Here is a 20,250-nt window from a genome sequence, read left to right on the forward strand (position 1 = left end):
CATCAAAAACCAGCGCCCTTACGACCCCGCGTTGGCCTGACGGCCAACCGGCATGGGGGGCCCGGGATGGCGGACCTGAAGGTCCGCCCTACGGGGTCTACCGCTTGACCCGCAAGACGGTATCTACACCTGCATTAGACTCCGTCACCGAAGCCACCGTAGGGTGGACCTTCAGGTCCACCAGTGAACTACGCTTTCAAGAGGTCAGAAGGAGGAGCGAGCCATGAAACGCAGTGCGAACGCGGAATGGAAAGGTGACCTGAAACAGGGCAAGGGTGTTGTCTCCACCGAGAGCGGTGCGCTGGCCGATGTGGCCTACGGCTTCGGCACCCGCTTCGAGGATGAGAAGGGCAGCAACCCGGAGGAGCTGATCGGTGCGGCCCATGCGGGTTGTTTCTCCATGGCCCTGTCCGGACAGCTGGGGGAATCCGGCCTCACGCCCGACAGCATCCGCACCACGGCAGACGTCTCGCTTGAGAAGGTGGACGGCGGCTTCGCCGTGACCAAGGTGCATCTGACGGTGAAAGCCAAGGTGCCGGGCGCGGACCAGGCGGCGTTCGACACCGCCGCGAACAACGCCAAGGCGGGGTGCCCGATCTCCAAGCTTTTGAATGCGGAGATCACCATGGACGCGACTCTGGAGGGGTGATCGCGCCAGAGCCGTCGCCGTAGGGTGGACCTTCAGGTCCACCATCGTGGCTATATCGGTGGACCTGAAGGTCCACCCTACCTCATAGGGCCCAGAGGTCCATGAACACGTTGACCGGGAGTTCTTCCAGGCGTCGCTGGTCGGCGCAGGCGTGGCGGATGCGCTCGGCCTGGCGCGGTGCGAAGCGGGTGGCGAGGGCGGCCTCGAACTTCTCCACCAGCACCGGGATGCCTTCGTCGCGGCGGCGGCGGTGGCCGATGGGGTACTCCACGGCCACGCGCTCGGTGCTGGAGCCGTCCTTGAAGAACACCTGCACGGCGTTGCCGATGGAGCGCTTGTCCGGGTCCAGGTAGTCCTTCGAGAACTGCGGGTTCTCCGTGACTTCCATCTTGTCGCGCAGGGCGTCGATGCGCGGGTCGGCGGCCACATGGTCCTCGTAGTCATCCGCCGTGAGGCGGCCGAAGATCAGCGGCACGGCGGTCATGTACTGGATGCAGTGGTCGCGGTCGGCCGGGTTGTCCAGCGGGCCGGTCTTGTCGATGATGCGCACGCCCGCTTCCTGGGTCTCGATCACCACCCTGTCGATCTCGTCGATGCGGTCGGCCACCTCCGGGTGCAGGGTCATGGCCGCCTCGGCGGCGGTCTGGGCGTGGAACTCCGCCGGGAAGGAGATCTTGAACAGGATGTTCTCCATGACGTAGCTGCCATAGCCCTGGCTGAACTTCAGAGGGTTGCCTTTGAACAGCACGTCGTTGAAGCCCCAGCCCTTGGCCGACAGCGCCGAGGGGTAGCCCATCTCGCCGGTGCGGCTGATCAGCGCCAGGCGCACGCCGCGGGCGGAGGCATCCCCCGCTGCCCAGCTCTTGCGCGAGCCGGTGTTGGGGGCGTGGCGGTAGGTGCGCAGGCTGGAGCCGTCGATCCAGGCGTGGGACAGGGCGGTGACGACGTCCTCCTTGTCACCGCCCAGCAGTTTCGTGGCCACAGCGGCAGTGGCGATGCGGCAGAGCATGACGTGGTCCAGGCCGACGCGGTTGAAGCTGTTCTCCAGCGCGATCACGCCCTGGATCTCGTGGCACTTGATGGCGGCGGTGAGCACGTCGCGCATGGTGAGCGGCTCGCGGCCGTTGGCGATATTGCGGCGGCTGATGTAGTCCGCCACGGCGAGCACGCCGCCCAGGTTGTCCGAGGGGTGGCCCCACTCAGCCGCCAGCCAGGTGTCGTTGAAGTCCAGCCAACGGATCATGGCGCCGATGTTGAACGCGCCCTGCACCGGGTCGAGCTGGTAGGCGGTACCCGGCACCTTGACGCCGTTGGCCATCTGCGCCTCGGGCACCACCGGCCCCAGCAGCTTGGTGCAGGCCGGGTACTGCAGGGCCAGCATGGCGCAGGCCAGGCTGTCCATGAGCATGTGGCGGGCAGTGTCGTAGGCCTCGTCGCTGTCGATACTGGCGTTGGCCACGTACTCGGCCATGGCCACCAGTTCGGGGTCCGGGTCGGGCCGCTTGGCGGACTTGATACCGTCGGCTGCGCTCATGGGTCGGCCTCCTCCTCGTGCGGGTGGATAGTCCGACTATAGTCCACTGACGGCGTGGCCGTCAGTGGCGTTGACCGCTATGGCGCGAGCACGTCCCCGGGGATGCGCACATGGCCCTCCATGAGCACGCGCGCACTGCGGCTCATGCTGACCTTGGCCACGGTCCATTCGCCGCTCTCCTGCACCGCCTTCGCGCCCACGCGCAGGGTGCCGGAGGGGTGGCCGAAGTGAACGCTGTCCCGGTCGCCGCCACCGGCGGCCCGGTTCACGAGGGTGCCGGGAATGGCGGCGGCGGTGCCGATGGCCACGGCCGCCGTGCCCATCATGGCGTGGTGGAGCTTGCCCATGGACAGCGCCCGCACCAGCAGGTCGATGTCACCGGCGCGCACGCTCTTGCCGCTGGACGCCTGGTAGTCCTTCGGCGGGGCGACGAAGGCGACCTTGGGGGTGTGCTGGCGGTTGGCGGCTCCGTCCACGTGGTCGATGAGCCCCATGCGCACGGCGCCATGGGCCCGGATGGTCTCGAACATGGCGAGCTGTTCCGGGTCGCCGTTGATGGCCTCCTGCAGCTCGGTGCCGGTGTACCCGATGGCGTCGGCGTTGACGAACACGGTGGGGATGCCGGCGTTGATCAGCGTGGCCTGCAGGGTGCCCATGCCGGGGACGTCCAGTTCGTCCACCAGATTGCCGGTGGGGAACAGCGCGCCCTCGCCGTCGGCGGGGTTCATGAACTCCACCGGCACCTCGGCAGCGGGGAAGGTCACCCCGTCCAGCTCGAAATCGCCGGTCTCCTGCACCTCGCCATTGACCATGGGCACGCGACCGATGATGGTCTTCTGGATGTTGGCCTGCCAGATGCGCACCTCGGCGACGCCGTTGTCCGGAATGCGGGCCGGGTCCACCAGGCCGTTGGCGATGGCGAACGGCCCCACGGCGGCGGAGAGGTTGCCGCAGTTGCCGCTCCAGTCCACGAACGGCTTGTCGATGGAGACCTGGCCGAACAGGTAGTCCACGTCGTGGTCCGGGCTGTCGCTGGCGGCGAGGATGACCGTCTTGCTGGTGCTCGACGTGGCGCCGCCCATGCCATCGGTGTGCTTGCCGTAGGGGTCGGGGCTGCCGATCACCCGCAGCAGCAGGTTGTCCCGGGCGGCGCCGGGCACCTGCGCGGCCTCCGGCAGGTCCTGCAGGCGGAAGAACACGCCCTTGCTGGTGCCGCCGCGCATGTAGGTGGCGGGGATGCGGATCTGGGGTTGATGGGCCATGACTCGGGTTCCGTCGTAGTGAGGCCCGCGCCGCTGCGGGAGCGACGCGGGTGGTTCAGGGTCGGAGGCTCGCGCTCACTGCTCCAGAGCAGTGGCGTCCGGGTCCGCCTCCAGGAAGTCCTTGGCGAAGCGCTGCAGGATGCCGCCGGCCTCGTAGATGGAGACCTCCTCGGCGGTATCCAGCCGGCAGGTTACCGGCACGTCCATGCGCTCGCCGTTGGCGCGGGTCACCACCAGAGTCAGCGTCTCGCCCGGGGCCAGTTCGCCTTCCACGTCATAGACCTCGGTGCCGTCCAGGCCCAGGGTCTTGCGGGTGGTGCCCTCCTGGAACTGCAGCGGCATCACGCCCATGCCCACCAGGTTGGTGCGGTGGATGCGCTCGAAGCCCTCGGCGGCGATGGCCTCCACGCCGGCCAGCCGCACGCCCTTTGCGGCCCAGTCCCGGGACGAGCCCTGGCCGTAATCGGCGCCGGCGATGATGATCAGCGGCTGTTTGCGCTCCATGTAGGTCTCGATGGCGTCCCACATGCGCATGACTTTGCCGTCCGGCTCCAGCCGGGTGAGCGAGCCCTGCTTTACCTCGCCGTTGGCGTCCACCGCCATCTCGTTGATCAGCTTGGGGTTGGCCAGCGTCGCGCGCTGGGCGGTGAGGTGATCGCCCCTGTGAGTGGCGTAGGAGTTGAAGTCCTCCTCCGGCAGGCCCATTTTCGCCAGGTACTCGCCGGCGGCGCTGTCGGCCATGATGGCGTTGGAGGGCGAGAGGTGGTCGGTGGTGATGTTGTCGCCGAGCACGGCCAGCGGCCGCATGCCCTGGAGGGTCGGCTTGTGCGCCAGTGCCCCTTCCCAGTACGGCGGGCGGCGGATATAGGTGCTCTGCGGCCGCCACTCGTACAGCGGGCTCACCTGCACTTTCGCGTCCGTGGACTTTTTGAACATGGGGAAGTAGACGTTGCGGAAGTGCTCCGGTTTCACGGAGTCACGCACCATGGCGTCGATCTCGTCCTCGCTGGGCCACAGGTCCTTGAGGGTGACCGGGTTGCCGTCGGCATCATGGCCGAGCACGTCCTTCTCGATGTCGAAGCGCACAGTGCCGGCGATGGCGTAGGCCACCACCATGGGCGGCGAGGCCAGGAAGGCCTGCTTGGCGTGCGGGTGGATGCGGCCGTCGAAGTTGCGGTTGCCGGAGAGCACCGCCACGGAGTAGAGGTCGCGGTCGATGATCTCCTGCTGGATCTTCGGGTCCAGGGCGCCGCTCATGCCGTTGCAGGTGGTGCAGGCGAAGGCGACGATGCCGAAGCCCAGATCTTCCAGATGCGACAGCAGGTTGGCCTCTTCCAGGTAGAGCTGCACCGCCTTGGAGCCGGGCGCCAACGAGGTCTTCACCCAGGGCTTGCGCTGCAGGCCGAGCTCGTTGGCCTTCTTCGCCAGCAGCCCGGCAGCGATGACGTTGCGCGGGTTGCTGGTGTTGGTGCAGCTGGTGATCGCGGCGATGATCACTGCACCGTCGGGCATCAGGCCGTCATCGCGCTCTTCCACCTCGCCGGCGATGCCCGCCTTGGCGAGATCCGTGGTGGACACGCGCTTGTGCGGGTTGGAGGGTCCGGCGACGTTGCGCACCACCGAGGAGAGGTCGAAGCGCAGCACGCGCTCGTACTCGGCGGTCTCGAGATCGTCCGCCCACAGACCCACGGTCTTGGCGTAGTTCTCCACCAGCTTCACCTGCTCCGGCTCGCGGCCGGTGAGGGTGAGGTAGTCCAGGGTCTGCTGGTCGATGTAGAACATGGCCGCGGTGGCGCCGAACTCCGGAGTCATGTTGGAGATGGTGGCCCGGTCGCCCACGGTCAGCGCCTTGGCGCCCTCACCATAGAATTCCAGGTACGACGACACCACCCGCTCCTTGCGCAGGAACTCGGTGATCGCCAGCACGATGTCGGTGGCGGTGACACCCGGCTGTGGCTTGCCGGTGAGCTCCACGCCGACGATGTCCGGCAGGCGCATGTAGGAGGCGCGGCCGAGCATGACGTTCTCCGCCTCCAGGCCGCCGACGCCGATGGCGATGACGCCCAGGGCGTCCACATGCGGGGTGTGGCTGTCCGTGCCCACGCAGGTATCGGGGTAGGCCACGCCGTCGCCCGCCTGGATCACCGGAGAGATCTTCTCCAGGTTGATCTGGTGCATGATGCCGTTGCCCGGCGGGATCACGTCGACGTTGTCGAAGGCCTTCTTGGTCCAGTCGATGAAGTGGAAGCGGTCCTCATTGCGCCGCTCTTCGATGGCGCGGTTCTTCTCGAAGGCGTCCTTCTCGAAGCCGGCGTGCTCCACGGCCAGGGAGTGGTCGACAATCAACTGTGTCGGCACCACCGGGTTGACTTTGGCTGGGTCGCCGCCCTTCTCGGCGATGGCGTCGCGCAGGCCGGCCAGGTCCACCAGCGCCGTCTGGCCGAGAATGTCGTGACACACCACCCGTGCCGGGTACCAGGGGAAGTCCAGGTCACGCCGGCGCTCGATGAGCTGCTTGAGACTGTCCGTGAGTCTGGATGGGTCACAGCGCCGTACCAGGTTCTCGGCGAAAACGCGGGAGGTGTAGGGCAGCCCCGCCCAGGCGCCGGGCTTGATGGCGTCCACGGCCGCGCGCGCGTCGAAGTAGTCCAGATCGGTGCCCGGCAGGGGCTTGCGGTAGTCGGTATTGGTCACGTCAGGCATGGCGGTATCCGTCTCGGATTGGCAGCGCGGCAGGGGCTCCGCCGCGACAGGATGCTGCGACAGCCCGGGCGCCCTGAGGTCGGACGCCCGGGGGGATTCACGGGCGGTCTCAGCCGCGCTGGTCGATGGGGGTGACCTCGCGCAGCTCGGGGCCCACGTAGTCGGCACTGGGCCGGATGATGCGGTTGTTCTCCCGCTGCTCCATCACGTGCGCCGCCCAGCCGGTGAGCCGCGACATCACGAAGATCGGCGTGAACAGCTTCGTGGGGATGCCCATGAAGTGGTATGCCGAGGCGTGGAAGAAGTCGGCGTTGGCGAACAGCTTCTTCTCGTCCCACATGAGCTGTTCCACCGCCTCGCTCACCGGGTAGAGGGTGGTGTCGCCCACGTCGTCGGCGAGTTTCTTCGACCAGCCCTTGATCACCGCGTTGCGCGGGTCGGACTCGCGGTAGATGGCATGGCCGAAGCCCATGACCTTATCCTTGCGGTCCAGCATGGCCTTGAGCTCGCGCTTGGCCTCCTCTGGCGAGGACCACTGCTCGATCATGGCCATGGCCGCCTCGTTGGCGCCGCCGTGCAGCGGCCCGCGCAGGGAGCCGATGGCGCCGGTGATGCAGGAGTGCATGTCCGACAGGGTCGAGGCGCACACCCGGGCGGTGAACGTGGAGGCGTTGAACTCATGCTCGGCGTAGAGGATCAGCGAGACGTTCATCACGTCGGAGTGAAGCTTGCTCGGGGCCTTGCCGTGTAGCAGGTTCAGGAAGTGCCCGCCGATGGAATCGTCATCGGTGTTCGGGTCGATGCGCACGCCGTCGTGGGAGTAGCGATACCAGTAGTTGATGATGGACGGGAACACCGCGAGCAGGCGGTCGGCCACGTCCTGCTGTTGGGAGAAGTCGGTCTCCGTCTCCAGGTTACCCAGCATGGAGGCGCCGGTGCGCATGACGTCCATGGGATGGGCGTCCTTCGGGATGCGCTCCAGCACTTCACGCAGCGGCTGGGGCAGGTCGCGCAGGCCCTTGAGGCGCTGGATGTAGGCGTCCAGCTGGCTGCGGGTGGGCAGCTCCCCGTACAGGATCAGGTAGGCCACCTCCTCGAAGCTGGTGTTGTCCGCCAGGTCGCGCACATCGTAGCCGCGATAGGTCAGGCCCGTTCCCTTCTGGCCCACGGTGCACAGCGCCGTGGCACCTGCGGACTGGCCACGCAGGCCGGCCCCGCCAATTTTCTTCTCCGTCATGCTTTGCCTCTCTCTCGTTTGCGGTCAGTCAGGCCCCGTCAGTTGGGGATCGCCGCATTTACTGGTCTTTCTTGAATAGTGAGTCCAGCTTCTGTTCGTACTCGTGATAGCCGAGCACGTCGTAGAGCTCTGCTCGCGTCTGCATGGTGTCCACCACTTCAGCCTGGGTGCCGTTCTCACGGATGCTGGAGTAGACCTGCTCCGCCGCGCGGCTCATGGCGCGGAACGCAGACAGCGGGTACAGCACCAGCTGCGCACCGGCATCCCGCAGCTCACTGGTGGTGAACAGCGGCGTCTGGCCGAACTCGGTGATGTTGGCGAGCACCGGCACCGGTACACGGTCGGCGAAGGCCTTGAACTCTTCCAGCGTGTGCAGGGCCTCGGCGAAGATCATGTCCGCACCGGCGTCGACATAGGCGTTGGCACGGTCCAGGGCGGCCTCCATGCCCTCGGACGCGTAAGCGTCGGTGCGCGCCATGAACACGAACTGATCGTCCTGGCGCGCATCCACGCCCGCCTTCACCCGGTCGACCATTTCGTCACGGGAGACCAGTTCCTTGTTGGGCCGGTGACCGCAGCGTTTGGCCGCCACCTGATCTTCCAGGTGGATGGCGGCGACGCCCGCACGCTCCATCTCGCGCACGGTGCGGGCGATGTTGAAAGCGCTGCCCCAGCCGGTGTCCACGTCCACGAGCAGTGGCACATCGGTAATGGAGGTGATGCGGCTCGCGTCTTCCACCACGTCCGCCAGCTGGGTGATGCCCAGGTCCGGCAGACCATAGGAGGCGTTGGCCACGCCGCCGCCGGACAGGTAGATGGCCTTGAAGCCGGCGCGCTCTGCCAGCAGGGCCGAGTAGGCGTTGATGGTGCCCGCAACCTGCAGCGGGCGTTCGGCTTCCAGGGCGGCGCGGAAGCGCGCGCCGGGGGTAAGGGTCTGGCTCATGTCATTGTTCTCCGCTAAGGCGCACCAGCATGCGTCCGTGGACCTTGCGGTCCATGAGGTCGGCGCAGGCCTGGGGCACGTCGTTCAGGGTCAGTTCGCGTTGGCCGATGGCCTGGAAGTCGTCGGCCTTGAGCAGTTGGGCGGCCCGTTCCCAGATCTTCAGGCGCAGGGTCGCGGGGCAGTAGACGGAATCGATCCCGAGCAGGCTCGCGCCCCGCAGGATGAACGGCATGACCGTGGTGTTGAGCTCAATGCCCTGGGCCAGACCGATTGCCGCAATGTTGCCAAAGGGCTTCACCGTGCGGGTGAGCCAGGTGAGCGTCTCGCCGCCCAGTGCGTCCACGGCGCCGGCCCATTCCGCCTTTTCCAGGGGGCGTTTGCCGTAGTCGACCTGTGTCGGGTCAAGAATGGCCGTGGCGCCGAGGCTGCGCAGGTAGTCGGCGGCCTCGGGCTTGCCGGTCATGGCCGTGACGTCGTAGCCGGCGCGGCTGAACAGGCGCGTCGCAAAGCTGCCAACGCCGCCGCTGGCGCCGGTGATGACCACCGGCCCCTGCTCCGGGCGCTGGCCGTTCTGTTCCATGCGCACCAGCGCCATGGCTGCCGTGAAGCCGGCGGTGCCGATCACCATGGCCTGGCGCAGGTCCAACTCGTCGGGGAGCGGGACGACCCAGTCGCCCCGGACCCGGGCGCGCTCGGCGTAGCCACCGTCGTGGGTCTCGCCCATGCCCCAGCCGGTGACCAGCACCTTCTGGCCGGGTTTGAAGCGCGGGTCTTCGGACGCCTCGACCGTGCCGGAGAGGTCGATTCCGGCGACCAGGGGGAACTTCCGGGCGATCTTGCCCTTGCCGGTAACGGCCAGGGCGTCCTTGAAGTTGATACCGGACCAGGCGTTGCGGATCTCCACCGCACCTTCGGCAAGGTCATCGAGCGTGATGTCCTCGACGCGGGAATCAACGCCCTTGTCTGCTTCGTGAATGCGCAAAGCCTTGAAGGAACTCATGATAACCCCCTGATCCGATGCGGAGGCCTAGTCTAACTCAGCGAAAGAGCGGTTCCCAAAACGCTTTCAATTCATAATGTTAGTACACAAAAACGCAGAAAAGGTGCGTTTTCAATCAGGGACAGGCCGTGGAGCCGGCCCATATACCCTTTTTTATTTCAATACTGGCCCGCTTGTTGGATTGGAACTGCCCGGCGCCCGCTGGGAGGGGCGCCGGGCCCGCCCCGTCAGTTGGCCTTGTGAATGGCCCGCTTGGACACCGACAGCGCTGCCTCATGCACCGCCTCGGACAGAGTCGGGTGCGCGTGGATGGTGCGCGCAAGATCTTCCGAGCTGGCGTGGAACTCCATGGCCACAACCGCCTCGGCGATGAGTTCCGAGGCCTGCGGGCCGACGATGTGCACGCCGAGCACGCGGTCGGTCTCCGCATGGGCAATGATCTTGACCATGCCGGCCGTCTCTTCCATGGCGCGGGCACGGCCGGTGGCGCCGAAGTTGAACGTGCCGCTCTTGAACGGGATGCCGGCCGACTTCAGCGACTGCTCCGTGCGACCCACCCAGGCGATCTCGGGGTGCGTGTAGATGACCCAGGGGATGGTGTCGTAGTTCACATGGCCGTTGCCGCCGGCAATGAGCTCCGCGACCATCACGCCCTCTTCCGAGCCCTTGTGCGCCAGCATCGGGCCGCGCACCACGTCGCCGATGGCATAGACGCCCGGCAGGTTGGTCTCGCACTGCTCGTTGACGTTGACGAAGCCGCGCTCGTCCAGTAGCAGATTGGCGTCCTCGGAGAAGAGGTCGCCGGTATTGGGGCGCCGGCCGACGCAGACGATGAGCTTATCGACTTGGAGGCTCTGCTTGCCGTCCTTGTCCTCGTAGTGAACCGTGACGTTCTTCGCCGTCTTGGCGTTGGTCACGCGCGCGCCGAAGCGGATGTCCAGGCCCTGCTTCTTGAACTCGGCCTGGGCGCTCTTGGCCACGCGCTGGTCCACCGTGGGCAGGAACTGGTCCTGCGCTTCCAGCAGCACCACCTTGGACCCCAGGCGGCTCCAGACGCTGCCCATTTCGAGACCGATGACGCCGGCCCCGATGATGCCCAGCCGCTTCGGCACATCGTCGAAGTCCAGGGCGCCGTCGGAGTTGACGATCCGGTCGCCGTCCAGCGGTGCCGCCTCGATGTCGATGGGGCGGGAGCCCGGCGCCAGGATGACGTTGTCCGCCTGGTAGGTCTCCTGCTCGCCCTTGTGGCCGGTGACCTGGACCTGCTTGTTGTCCAGCAGCTTACCGTTTCCCTTGAGCCAGTCGATCTTGTTGGCCTTGAACAGCTGCGCAATGCCGCCGGTGAGGTCCTTCACCACCTTGTCCTTGCGCTTGATCATCTCCTTGACGTCCAGCTCCACGTCCTTGGCCTTGATGCCGTGGGCGGACAGGGTGTGCGTGACCTTGTGGTACTGCTCGGAGGAATCCAGCAGTGCCTTGGAGGGGATGCAGCCCACGTTCAGGCAGGTGCCGCCGAGGGAGGGCTCACCATCCTTGTAGATGAAGTTGTCCACGACGGCCGTGTTGAGGCCGAGCTGCGCGGCGCGTATGGCGCCTACGTAGCCGGCGGGGCCGCCGCCGATGACGATGACATCGTAATGCTTGGACATGGATGACTCCTGATAATGACTGGGAGCCCGGGCCCCGAGGCCCGGGCGACCGGACGGCTCAGACCTCCAGCAGGAGGCGGGCCGGGTCCTCGATGATTTCCTTGAGTGCCACCAGGAAGCTCACCGCCTCCTTGCCATCGATGATGCGGTGATCGTACGACAGCGCCAGGTACATCATCGGCCGGATGACGATCTCGCCGTTCTCCACGACCGGTCGCTCCTGGGTCTTGTGCATGCCCAGGATGCCGCTCTGTGGCGGGTTCAGGATCGGCGTCGACAACAGCGATCCGAAGATGCCGCCGTTGGTGATGGAGAAGGTGCCACCGGTGAGCTCGTCCATGGACAGCTTGCCGTCGCGGGCGCGCTTGCCGAAGTCGATGATGTTGGACTCGATCTCCGCGAAGCCCTGGTGTTCGGCGTTCCGCAGCACCGGGACGACCAGGCCGCGGTCGGTGCTCACGGCGATGCCGATGTCCTGGTAGCCATGGTAGATGATGTCGCTGCCATCGATGGAGGCATTCACCGCCGGGTAGCGTTTCAGCGCTTCACAGGCCGCCTTCACGAAGAAGCTCATGAACCCGAGCTTGATGCCGTGGGTCTTCTCGAACTGCTCCTTGTACTTGGCGCGCAGGTCCATCACGGGCTTCATGTTGACCTCGTTGAAGGTGGTCAGCATGGCGGCGGTTTGCTGGGCCTCGACCAGCCGCTCCGCGATGCGCTGGCGCAGGCGCGTCATGGGCACGCGGCGCTCGGTGCGGTCGCCCGCGGCGGGTGCACCGCTCAGGGCGGGTTCCGGCTGGGCCTCCTTGGCTTCCCGGGACCGGTCGCGCGCCGGCGGAGTCGGCGGCTGGGACGGCTCTGGCGTGGGACCGCCGTCGCCGTCGCTGCCTTCCATGTGCCTGAGCACGTCTTCCTTGGTGATTCGCCCGCCCGGGCCGGTGGCCTCAATGGCGTGGGGGTCGAGCTGGTGCTCGTCCACCAGGCGGCGAACGGCGGGGCTCAGCTCCGCGTCTTCGGCCGCCTGACTACGGCCTCCCTGTGACTTGGCGGACTCGGCTTCCGCCGGCTCTTTCTGGTCGCCACCGGTCGAGGCAGCAGGTTTGTCTTCCCCACCTGCGGCGGCCTTTTCGTCCAGCGTACCGATGACCTGATCGGCGGTGACCGTGTCACCCTCGCCCGCCTTGATCTCTCCGAGAACGCCGTCTGCGGGCGCTGGTACCTCCAGAACGACCTTGTCGGTCTCGATGTCGACGAGATTCTCGTCCCGGCCCACGGCGTCGCCCGGCTGCTTGTGCCAGGTGACGACCGTGGCCTCGGAGACGGATTCCGGTAGCGGCGGTACCTTGATTTCGATGCTCATCCAGTGCCTCGCTTGTTATTGGCTCCGGTATGGTCCGGATCGTGCGAAGCCGGGCCCGCCAACAGGCCCGGCGTTGATGTCGGATCGTGGCCCTGGCCACGAGATTAGATGGTCAGGGCATCCTCGACCAGTTTGCGCTGCTGCTCATGGTGGACCTTCGGGTAGCCCACTGCCGGCGATGCGGATGCGTCCCGGCCGGCGTAGTGAAGCTGCTGGGTCTCCTTCATGCAGCGGCGGAAATGGTGCTGACTTGAGTACCAGGCCCCCTGATTCTTCGGCTCTTCCTGGCACCAAACCACGGTCTTCGCCTTGCCGTAGCGGCGCCGCAGCAGTGCGGAGAGGTCGTTCTCCGGGAACGGGTAGAGCTGCTCGACGCGCACGATGACGGTGTCCTTTATGTCGCGGTTGCGGCGCTCGGTGAGCAGGTCGTAGTAAACCTTGCCGCTGCAGATGATCACCTTTCGCACGTCCTTGACCTTGATGTCATCGATCTCGTCGATGACGTTGTGCCAGTGCCCTTCGGTGAGGTTCTCCAGCGCGGAAGTGGAGAGCTTGTGCCGCAGCAGGCTCTTGGGGGTCATGACGATGAGCGGCTTGCGGTAGCGGCGCAGCTGCTGGCGGCGGATCATGTGGAAGAACTGCGCCGGAGTTGTCGGCACGCACACCTGGATGTTGTTGTCCGCGCACAGCTGGAGGAAGCGCTCGAGCCGGGCCGAGGAGTGCTCCGGCCCCTGACCCTCGTACCCGTGCGGCAGGTACATGGTGAGTCCGGACAGCCGGCCCCACTTGGTCTCCCCGGATGTGATGAACTGGTCGATCACCACCTGGGCGCCGTTGACGAAGTCCCCGAACTGGGCCTCCCAGATCACCATGGTGCGGGGGTCGTTGGTGGCGTAGCCGTATTCGAAGCCAAGCACCGCCTCTTCCGAGAGCAGCGAGTCGATGACCACGAAGTCCTCCGGCTCGGTGGTGACGTTCTTCAGCGGCACGTAGGTGCTGCCGTCGTTGGCGTTGTGCAGGACGGCGTGGCGGTGGGAGAAGGTGCCGCGTCCGCTGTCCTGGCCGGTCAGGCGGACCTTGTGCCCCTCGCGCAGCAGCCCGGCGTAGGCCATGGTTTCGGCGAAACCCCAGTCCATGGCCAGCGCCCCGGCGCCCATCTTGCGGCGGCTTTCCATGATGCCACTGACCCGTGGGTTCAGCTCGAAGCGATCCGGCAGCTGCTGCAGCGTCTCGTTCAGCTCCCGCAGCACCTGCGGCGACAGATTGGTGTCCACCGGGTCATCCCAGTTGCCCTGGAAGTAGGTGTCCCAGTCCACCGCGTAGTCATTGCGCACACCGGTGAGAATGTGCGGCGCGACTACTTCCTCGTTGTCCAGCGCGTCACGGTACTCGCGGGCGATGGTGTCCGCATCCTCGCCGGCGATCAGTCCCGCCTCGTGCAGCCGTTGGGCGTACAGCTTGCGCACCGGCGGGCGTTTCTTGATCTTGCCGTACATCATCGGCTGCGTGGCCGCCGGCTCGTCCGCTTCGTTGTGGCCGTGGCGGCGGTAGCAGATCACGTCGATGACCACGTCCTTCTTAAACCGCTGGCGGAAATCCAGCGCCAACTGCGTGACGAACAGCACCGCCTCCGGGTCATCGCCGTTCACATGCAGGATTGGCGCCTGCACCATCTTGGCGACCTCAGTGCAGTACAGTGTGGAGCGCGAGTCCAGCGGGTTGGAGGTGGTGAAGCCGATCTGGTTGTTGACGATGACGTGCACCGTGCCTCCGGTGTAGAAGCCGCGGGCCTGGGAGAGCTGAAAGGTCTCCATCACCACGCCCTGGCCGGCGAAGGCGGCGTCGCCGTGGATGAGCACCGGCAGCACTTCCTCGCCCCAGCGGTCGTGCCGGCGCTGCATGCGCGCGCGCGCGGAGCCCACCACCACCGGATCGACGATCTCCAGGTGCGAGGGGTTGAAGGCCATGGCCAGGTGCAGGGCGCCGCCCGGGGTCTGGATGTCGGAGGAGTAGCCCAGGTGGTACTTCACGTCCCCGGAACCGGCGTTCTCCAGGTTGAAGTTGCCTTCGAACTCCTGGAACAGGTCCGCCGGTGATTTGCCGAGGATATTGATGAGCACGTTCAGGCGACCGCGGTGGGCCATGCCCATGACCATCTCTTTCACGCCCTGGGCGCCACTGCGCTGGATCAGCTCGTCCAGCAGCGGGATGAGCGCCTCGCTGCCTTCCAGCGAGAAGCGCTTCTGCCCCACGTACTTGGAGTGCAGATACTTCTCGATGCCCTCGGCCGCCGACAGGCGCTCCAGCGTGGTGCGGCGCTGGTCGCCGTCGAGTTCCGGGCGTCCCTGGACACGCTCGATGCGCTCCTGGATCCAGCGCTTCTCGCGGGTGTCCGTGATGTGCATGAACTCGGAGCCAACGGTCTGGCCATACGTGTTCTTGAGGAACGCGATGATGTCGCGAAGCTTCATGCGGTCGGCCGTGAACAGGGAGCCCGTGTTGAACTCGGCGTCCATGTCCGTTTCCGTCAGATTGTGGAAAGCGGGATCGAGGTCCGGAATGGGCGAGGCGTCGCGCAGGTCCAGCGGGTCCAGATTGGCCGCCTGGTGGCCGCGCACGCGCCATGCGTTGATCAGACGAAGCACGGCCGCCTGTTTTTCCGCGGCGTCCGGCGACATGGCCGGGCCGCCGCTGCCGGCTGTCGCACCGCCGTTACGCCGGGCGCGGCGGACGAACTCCTCGCGCACCTGGCTGTGGGGGACCTCGCGGGCCTGCCGGGGTTCGGCGTCTTCGAGACCCTTGAAGTAGGTCCGCCACTCCTGGGGTACCAGCGAGGCATCACGAAGATATTGCTCGTAGAGGTCTTCGATGAACGAGGCGTTGCCGCCGGCAAGATACGAACTGCGCTGCAACTGCTGAAAGGAGCCTGACATGTCATACCACCTTCGTCGTCATGACGCTTGGGTGAACCGGATGATCGGGGTTGAATCGGGAGGGGCTGAGACCGGGAAGCGGGCGGTTGCCGTGGGCGGCATCCACTGACTGTTGCGGGCGACCGGGGGATGCCGGAAAAGAGGGGGACGCCCTGCGCCAGGGCGCCGAACCGTCGCGTAGCATCCACATTGATGGGGTGTTCCCCATGATAACCAGCCACCTCCCGAGAGGGTGTTCACATGGCGGAGCAGCGAAGCCCGCGCTCCAGTTCCTCCGGAATCGGAAAACTTACTACTTAGTAAATTTTCCCGATTACGGCGAATCCGTTGGCATAAAATAACGCGCGGACTGACACCGAGGCAACCGCTCGGGAGCGTTTTTTGCGGGTAATGGCACAAAACCGGCCGAGAATATCATCAGAAAGCACGGGTACTCGGGATGACCGCATTGCGCGTCAGTCCTGCGGCTCGGTATCGTCAGCCTCATTCTCGCCGCTGGTCCCATACCAGCGGGACAGCCACAGCCCCAGCTCGAACAGCAGCCATACCGGGATGGCCAGCATCACCTGGGAGATGATGTCCGGCGGAGTCAGCAGCATGCCGCAAGCGAACGCCGCCACGATCACGTAGGGGCGCTTCGCCGCCAGGTTTGCGCGCGTGGTGGCGCCGGTGCGGATCATCAGCAGCGTCGCGATGGGGACCTCGAAGGCGAGGCCGAACACCACCAGCATGGTGAGTACGAAACTGAGGTATTCGCTGATGTCCGGCTGGTAGCTGACGCCCAGTGGCGCGACGCCGGCGAAGAAGGGGAACACCAGCGGCAGCACCACAAAATACGCGAACAAGGCCCCGAGGTAGAACAGCAGCGTGCTGGAGATCAGCAGCGGCCAGACCAGGGTCTTCTCGTGCTTGTAGAGCCCCGGAGCGATGAAGGCCCACAGCTGGTAGAGCAGATACGGGATGGTGACGAACAGCGCCGCCACCAGCGACAGCTTCATCGGGATCAGAAAAGGCGAGGCGACCTGAATGGCCAGCAGCTCGCCGTCCGGCAGTACACGCCGCAGGGGCGAGGCCACGAACGTGAACAGATGATCATAGAACGGGTAGATGGCGAGAAACGCCACCAGCGTTGCCCCGAGCGCGCGCATCAGGCGCGAGCGCAGCTCGAGCAGGTGGCTCAGAAACGGCCGATCCTCGTCGAACTCAGGTATTGCCATCGCTGTCTCGTTCGCCCTTCGCCGTTTCGCCGTGAGTCACCCGGTCGTCGCCACCGGCTTCGCCGTCGCCGGCCGGTGCGTCAACATCGGCGATGGAGGGGCGCCCCTTGCCACTGCCGGATGCGCCCTTGCCCGTCTTCTTCTTGGATGCACCGATGGGGGCGCTGGTCCGTTCGCCCTTGGTGACATCCTCGTCGAGCCCCAGGTCCAGGTCCTTGCGGAAATCCCGTTCGGCCTTGCGCAGTTCGTCCAGCCGCGCCTCCCGCTCCACGTCGCGTTTGACGGAGTTGAAGACCGAGCGCGCCCGCCCGACCCACAAGCCCATGGTGCGCGCGACGCGCGGCAGCCGTTCCGGGCCGATCACCACCAGGGCGACCACCAGGATCAACAGCATTTCCGGGAAGCTGATATCAAACATGATGGCAGGCTGGCGGCATCGGGTCAGCGTTCATGGAGTGCGTCAAGACCGGAACCTGCCGTCTGCCGCCGGTACGTGCCGGCGGCGACCAGCGACGGCGTGGTCCGCTCCGCTCAGGAGGACTGTTCCCTGGAGCGCTTCTGCTCCTCGCTGCTGCCTTTGACGGCGGCATCGTCCTCCGCCTGGCTCAGCTGTGCGGGCTCTTCGTCTTCGGTCTTCTTGTCATCACTCGCTTCCGCACCGGCCTGCTCGCCTTCCTTCATGGCGGAGCGGAAGCCCTTGATGGCGCCGCCCAGGTCCGTACCGACGTTGCGCAGTTTCTTGGTGCCGAACAGAAGCAGAACAATTACAAGGATGACGAGCAGAGAGCCGACACTGATTCCACCGATACCCATTGAAGCATTACTCCTGCACGGATCACCCGTGCGCTGTTCAGGATGAGCGGGACGCTTTCTCGTCCAGCCCGGAGAGGCCGAAGCGGCGCTCAAGCTCCGCCAGCACGTCCGCCGGGCCGAGATCCAGAGCCGCCAGCATTACAAGTGTATGGAACCACAGATCCGCGGTTTCATAAACAACCTGGTCGCGCTCGCCTCCCTTGGCGGCAATCACCGTCTCCGTGGCCTCTTCCCCGACCTTCTTCAGAATCGTGTCCAGCCCCTTGTCGTAGAGCCCGGCCACGTAAGAACTGGACGCTTCGGCGCCCTTGCGCGCCTGCAGAACCTGGTGCACGGCATGGAGCACCGCGTCGCGATCGTGATCAGTCACGGTAGATCTCCCGGGGATCGCGCACGACCGCGTCCACCGTCTCCCAGTGGCCGTCGCGCAGGCGGCGGTAGAAACAGCTGCGGCGCCCGGTGTGGCAGGCGATGCCGCCGTGCTGTTCGACCCTGAGCAGGATGACGTCGGCATCGCAGTCGATGCGGATCTCCCGCACGGTCTGCGTGTGACCGGACTCTTCGCCCTTGTGCCAGAACCGGCCGCGGGATCGCGACCAGTAGACGGCCTCGCCGCGCTCTGCGGTGGCCGCGAGTGCGTCGCGGTTCATCCAGGCCACCATGAGCGCCTCGCCGGTCTCCGCGTCCTGGGCGATGGCCGGGAGCAGGCCGGTCTCACCCCACTGCAGTTCATCAAGCCATCCGGTCCCGCTCATGTCTCCTCCTGGCGGCGTACCGCCACGCCCTGACCCGCCATGAACGCCTTGGCCTCGGCCACCGTGTACTCGCCGAAATGAAAGATGCTGGCTGCAAGCACTGCATCGGCGCCTCCCTCAACTACGCCATCCACGAGGTGCTGCAGGCCCCCCACGCCCCCGGAGGCGATCACCGGAATGGTGACGGCGTCACTGACGGCGCGGGTCAGGGCCAGATCGAACCCCTCGCGGGTGCCGTCGCGATCCATGCTGGTAAGCAGAATCTCGCCGGCGCCGAGATCGGCCATGCGCCGCGCCCACTCGACGGCGTCGATCCCGGTCTGCCGGCGACCACCGTGGGTGAACACCTCCCAGCGCGGGGGTTCGTCGTCACCATTGACGCGCTTGGCGTCAATGGCCACGACGATGCACTGGGAGCCGAACCGCTCGGCGGCCTCGCGCACGAACTCCGGGTTGTGGATGGCCGCAGTGTTGATGCCGACCTTGTCGGCGCCGGCGTTGAGCATGCGGCGTATGTCCGCAGGGGTGCGGATGCCGCCGCCGACGGTCAGCGGCATGAAGACCTCGGCGGCCACGGCCTCCACCACCTGGACCAGCGTCTCGCGCTCGTCGGAGCTTGCGGTGATGTCCAGGAAGGTGATCTCGTCCGCGCCGGCCTGGTCGTAGCGCCGTGCGATTTCCACAGGGTCGCCGGCATCGCGGATGTCCAGGAACTTCACGCCCTTGACGACACGCCCCTCGTCCACATCGAGACAGGGAATGATGCGCTTGGCCAGTGTCATGAAACGCCCCTGGATGCCCCCTGGCCGTTGACCACCGATTGCGCTTCGCGCAGGTTCAGCTTGCCCTCGTACAGGGCTCGGCCGATGATGGCGCCGGAGACGCCGTCCTGCTCAGCGTCGCAGAGGTCGCGGACGTCATCGAGGCTGGTGACGCCTCCGGAGGCGATCACGGGAATCTCGACGCTGCGCGCCAGCTCGCGTGTGGCGCCCGTGTTTACGCCCCGCATCATGCCGTCGCGGCCGATGTCGGTGAATACCAGCGCCTCGACACCGGCTTGCTCGAAGCGCTGCGCCATCCCGATGGCGTCGTGCCCCGAATCCTTGGCCCAGCCCTCCACGGCCACCTTGCCGTCGCGGGCGTCCAGACCGACGATGATGTGGCCGGGGAATTCCATGCACGCATCATCCACGAAGTGCGGGGTGCGCACCGCCTGGGTGCCGATGATCACGAAGTCCACGCCCACGTCCAGATAGGTCTGGATGGTGTTGAAGTCACGGATGCCGCCGCCCACCTGGATCTCGATGTCGGGGTAGGTCTCGGCGATGCGGCCGATGATGTCCGCGTTCACGGGAAACCCCTGAACGGCGCCGTTGAGGTCGACGATGTGGATGCGCGTGGTGCCTGCGTCGATCCACCGCTCCGCCATGGCGAGGGGGTCGTCGGAGAAAATGGTCTCGTCATCCATGTTGCCCTGGCGCAGGCGGACACATTTTCCGTCTTTCAGGTCAATGGCGGGTATGAGCAGCATAATCTCCAGCCTATACGGTCCCGTTCCAGCGGGTGAAGTTTGCAAGCAGTTCCAGCCCGGCGCCCTGGCTTTTCTCCGGGTGAAACTGCGTGGCGAATATATTCTCGCGCGCGACGACGGCGGTAAAGTCCAGACCGTAGTGGGTGACACCGGCCGTGAGCCCGTCATCGAGCAGCGGTACGAAGTAGCTGTGCACGAAATAGAACCAGCTGTGGTCGGCGATACCCTGCCATAGCGGGTGCTGCCTCGCCTGACGGACCTGGTTCCAGCCCATGTGGGGAACTTTTCCGGGGGGCGCAATGCCGACATCGGCAAACCCCGACGCGAAGTGCCGCACCTGTCCGGGGAGCACGCCGAGCGCGTCCATGCCGCCGTTCTCTTCGCTAGCGGTGAGCAGCGCCTGCATGCCCAGGCAGACACCCAGGAAGGGCTTGTTGCGAGCGACCTCGTGGATCACCGCGTCCAGCTCCAGCCGCCGCAGCTCCGCCATGCATTCGCGGATGGCGCCGACGCCGGGCAGCACCACGCGGTCCGCCCGCCGGATTTCGGCCGGATCATGCGTGACCACGATGCGTGAGCGGTTATCCACGTGCTCCAGGGCCTTGGCCACGGAGCGCAGATTTCCCATGCCGTAATCGATAACCGCGATGGTTGCCATCGCCGA

General features: G+C 66.1%; 18 protein-coding genes. 1 reads left to right on the top strand and 17 read right to left on the bottom strand.

The genetic code is table 11. From position 1 onward, the window contains the following. The first annotated feature begins 223 nt into the window (after nucleotides 1-223). Entirely contained in the window at nucleotides 224-649 is a 426-nt protein-coding gene (locus ACNSTU_RS15005) for an OsmC family protein (RefSeq protein ID WP_418212562.1), read from the top strand. Nucleotides 650-731: 82 nt separating this feature from the next. Here the strand turns inward: ACNSTU_RS15005 and ACNSTU_RS15010 are convergent, their stop codons facing one another. The 17 genes from ACNSTU_RS15010 to hisH form a co-directional block, all read right to left on the bottom strand. Further along, nucleotides 732-2,183 carry a bifunctional 2-methylcitrate dehydratase/aconitate hydratase gene (locus ACNSTU_RS15010; protein ID WP_290634158.1) on the bottom strand — a complete coding sequence of 484 codons (1,452 nt, stop codon included), beginning with the start codon at nucleotides 2,181-2,183 and terminating at the stop codon, nucleotides 732-734. Nucleotides 2,184-2,260: 77 nt separating this feature from the next. Next, on the bottom strand, nucleotides 2,261-3,445 hold the full coding sequence (gene prpF / locus ACNSTU_RS15015; RefSeq protein WP_418212563.1) for a 2-methylaconitate cis-trans isomerase PrpF: 1,185 nt from the start codon (nucleotides 3,443-3,445) through the stop codon (nucleotides 2,261-2,263). Between the two features lie 75 nt (nucleotides 3,446-3,520). Then, complete coding sequence (gene acnD, locus ACNSTU_RS15020; RefSeq protein WP_290637302.1) at nucleotides 3,521-6,148, bottom strand: Fe/S-dependent 2-methylisocitrate dehydratase AcnD; 2,628 nt, start codon at nucleotides 6,146-6,148, stop codon at nucleotides 3,521-3,523. Nucleotides 6,149-6,257: 109 nt separating this feature from the next. Beyond that, nucleotides 6,258-7,385 (bottom strand): bifunctional 2-methylcitrate synthase/citrate synthase, encoded by a 1,128-nt coding sequence (gene prpC, locus ACNSTU_RS15025; protein ID WP_290637304.1) that lies wholly within the window; start codon nucleotides 7,383-7,385, stop codon nucleotides 6,258-6,260. Nucleotides 7,386-7,443: 58 nt separating this feature from the next. Further along, a complete protein-coding gene (gene prpB, locus ACNSTU_RS15030) occupies nucleotides 7,444-8,328 on the bottom strand; it encodes a methylisocitrate lyase (RefSeq protein WP_290631274.1) in 885 nt (294 codons plus the stop codon). Nucleotide 8,329: 1 nt separating this feature from the next. Then, nucleotides 8,330-9,328, bottom strand: a complete 999-nt coding sequence (locus tag ACNSTU_RS15035; RefSeq protein ID WP_290631276.1) for an oxidoreductase — start codon at nucleotides 9,326-9,328, stop codon at nucleotides 8,330-8,332. Between the two features lie 227 nt (nucleotides 9,329-9,555). Beyond that, the gene (gene lpdA / locus ACNSTU_RS15040) at nucleotides 9,556-10,977 is read right to left on the bottom strand and encodes a dihydrolipoyl dehydrogenase (protein ID WP_290631278.1); all 1,422 of its coding nucleotides are present in this window, start codon (nucleotides 10,975-10,977) and stop codon (nucleotides 9,556-9,558) included. A gap of 58 nt (nucleotides 10,978-11,035) precedes the next feature. After that, the gene (gene odhB / locus ACNSTU_RS15045) at nucleotides 11,036-12,337 is read right to left on the bottom strand and encodes a 2-oxoglutarate dehydrogenase complex dihydrolipoyllysine-residue succinyltransferase (protein WP_290631280.1); all 1,302 of its coding nucleotides are present in this window, start codon (nucleotides 12,335-12,337) and stop codon (nucleotides 11,036-11,038) included. 104 nt (nucleotides 12,338-12,441) lie between these two features. After that, entirely contained in the window at nucleotides 12,442-15,270 is a 2,829-nt protein-coding gene (locus ACNSTU_RS15050) for a 2-oxoglutarate dehydrogenase E1 component (RefSeq protein WP_290637306.1), read from the bottom strand. 455 nt (nucleotides 15,271-15,725) lie between these two features. Further along, nucleotides 15,726-16,487, bottom strand: a complete 762-nt coding sequence (gene tatC / locus ACNSTU_RS15055) for a twin-arginine translocase subunit TatC (protein ID WP_290631284.1) — start codon at nucleotides 16,485-16,487, stop codon at nucleotides 15,726-15,728. Beyond that, complete coding sequence (gene tatB / locus ACNSTU_RS15060) at nucleotides 16,474-16,905, bottom strand: Sec-independent protein translocase protein TatB (RefSeq protein WP_290631286.1); 432 nt, start codon at nucleotides 16,903-16,905, stop codon at nucleotides 16,474-16,476. Before tatB ends, tatC begins: the two co-directional genes overlap by 14 nt. A 113-nt stretch (nucleotides 16,906-17,018) precedes the next feature. Next, nucleotides 17,019-17,300 carry a twin-arginine translocase TatA/TatE family subunit gene (gene tatA / locus ACNSTU_RS15065; RefSeq protein ID WP_290631288.1) on the bottom strand — a complete coding sequence of 94 codons (282 nt, stop codon included), beginning with the start codon at nucleotides 17,298-17,300 and terminating at the stop codon, nucleotides 17,019-17,021. Nucleotides 17,301-17,337: 37 nt separating this feature from the next. Further along, nucleotides 17,338-17,670 (bottom strand): phosphoribosyl-ATP diphosphatase, encoded by a 333-nt coding sequence (locus ACNSTU_RS15070; RefSeq protein ID WP_290631290.1) that lies wholly within the window; start codon nucleotides 17,668-17,670, stop codon nucleotides 17,338-17,340. Beyond that, nucleotides 17,663-18,055, bottom strand: a complete 393-nt coding sequence (hisI, locus tag ACNSTU_RS15075) for a phosphoribosyl-AMP cyclohydrolase (protein WP_290631292.1) — start codon at nucleotides 18,053-18,055, stop codon at nucleotides 17,663-17,665. The genes ACNSTU_RS15070 and hisI overlap by 8 nt, the downstream gene beginning before the upstream one ends. After that, on the bottom strand, nucleotides 18,052-18,837 hold the full coding sequence (gene hisF, locus ACNSTU_RS15080; RefSeq protein WP_290631294.1) for an imidazole glycerol phosphate synthase subunit HisF: 786 nt from the start codon (nucleotides 18,835-18,837) through the stop codon (nucleotides 18,052-18,054). Before hisF ends, hisI begins: the two co-directional genes overlap by 4 nt. Then, nucleotides 18,834-19,586, bottom strand: a complete 753-nt coding sequence (gene hisA / locus ACNSTU_RS15085; RefSeq protein WP_290631296.1) for a 1-(5-phosphoribosyl)-5-[(5-phosphoribosylamino)methylideneamino]imidazole-4-carboxamide isomerase — start codon at nucleotides 19,584-19,586, stop codon at nucleotides 18,834-18,836. The genes hisF and hisA overlap by 4 nt, the downstream gene beginning before the upstream one ends. Nucleotides 19,587-19,596: 10 nt before the next feature. After that, on the bottom strand, nucleotides 19,597-20,244 hold the full coding sequence (gene hisH / locus ACNSTU_RS15090; protein WP_418212564.1) for an imidazole glycerol phosphate synthase subunit HisH: 648 nt from the start codon (nucleotides 20,242-20,244) through the stop codon (nucleotides 19,597-19,599). Nucleotides 20,245-20,250 lie beyond the last annotated feature (6 nt).

Origin of the sequence: Aquisalimonas sp. APHAB1-3 (genome assembly GCF_048323695.1) — a bacterium.
Lineage (GTDB): Bacteria > Pseudomonadota > Gammaproteobacteria > Nitrococcales > Aquisalimonadaceae > Aquisalimonas.

Bases quoted from the DNA above. Each gene is read 5' to 3' on its own strand.
- hisF (WP_290631294.1), bottom strand. From the start codon at position 18,837: ATGACACTGGCCAAGCGCATCATTCCCTGTCTCGATGTGGACGAGGGG.
- tatB (WP_290631286.1), bottom strand. From the start codon at position 16,905: ATGTTTGATATCAGCTTCCCGGAAATGCTGTTGATCCTGGTGGTCGCC.
- lpdA (WP_290631278.1), bottom strand. From the start codon at position 10,977: ATGTCCAAGCATTACGATGTCATCGTCATCGGCGGCGGCCCCGCCGGC.
- hisH (WP_418212564.1), bottom strand. From the start codon at position 20,244: ATGGCAACCATCGCGGTTATCGATTACGGCATGGGAAATCTGCGCTCC.
- hisA (WP_290631296.1), bottom strand. From the start codon at position 19,586: ATGCTGCTCATACCCGCCATTGACCTGAAAGACGGAAAATGTGTCCGC.
- hisI (WP_290631292.1), bottom strand. From the start codon at position 18,055: ATGAGCGGGACCGGATGGCTTGATGAACTGCAGTGGGGTGAGACCGGC.
- tatC (WP_290631284.1), bottom strand. From the start codon at position 16,487: ATGGCAATACCTGAGTTCGACGAGGATCGGCCGTTTCTGAGCCACCTG.
- ACNSTU_RS15010 (WP_290634158.1), bottom strand. From the start codon at position 2,183: ATGAGCGCAGCCGACGGTATCAAGTCCGCCAAGCGGCCCGACCCGGAC.
- prpF (WP_418212563.1), bottom strand. From the start codon at position 3,445: ATGGCCCATCAACCCCAGATCCGCATCCCCGCCACCTACATGCGCGGC.
- acnD (WP_290637302.1), bottom strand. From the start codon at position 6,148: ATGCCTGACGTGACCAATACCGACTACCGCAAGCCCCTGCCGGGCACC.
- tatA (WP_290631288.1), bottom strand. From the start codon at position 17,300: ATGGGTATCGGTGGAATCAGTGTCGGCTCTCTGCTCGTCATCCTTGTA.
- prpB (WP_290631274.1), bottom strand. From the start codon at position 8,328: ATGAGCCAGACCCTTACCCCCGGCGCGCGCTTCCGCGCCGCCCTGGAA.
- ACNSTU_RS15005 (WP_418212562.1), top strand. From the start codon at position 224: ATGAAACGCAGTGCGAACGCGGAATGGAAAGGTGACCTGAAACAGGGC.
- ACNSTU_RS15050 (WP_290637306.1), bottom strand. From the start codon at position 15,270: ATGTCAGGCTCCTTTCAGCAGTTGCAGCGCAGTTCGTATCTTGCCGGC.
- odhB (WP_290631280.1), bottom strand. From the start codon at position 12,337: ATGAGCATCGAAATCAAGGTACCGCCGCTACCGGAATCCGTCTCCGAG.
- ACNSTU_RS15035 (WP_290631276.1), bottom strand. From the start codon at position 9,328: ATGAGTTCCTTCAAGGCTTTGCGCATTCACGAAGCAGACAAGGGCGTT.
- prpC (WP_290637304.1), bottom strand. From the start codon at position 7,385: ATGACGGAGAAGAAAATTGGCGGGGCCGGCCTGCGTGGCCAGTCCGCA.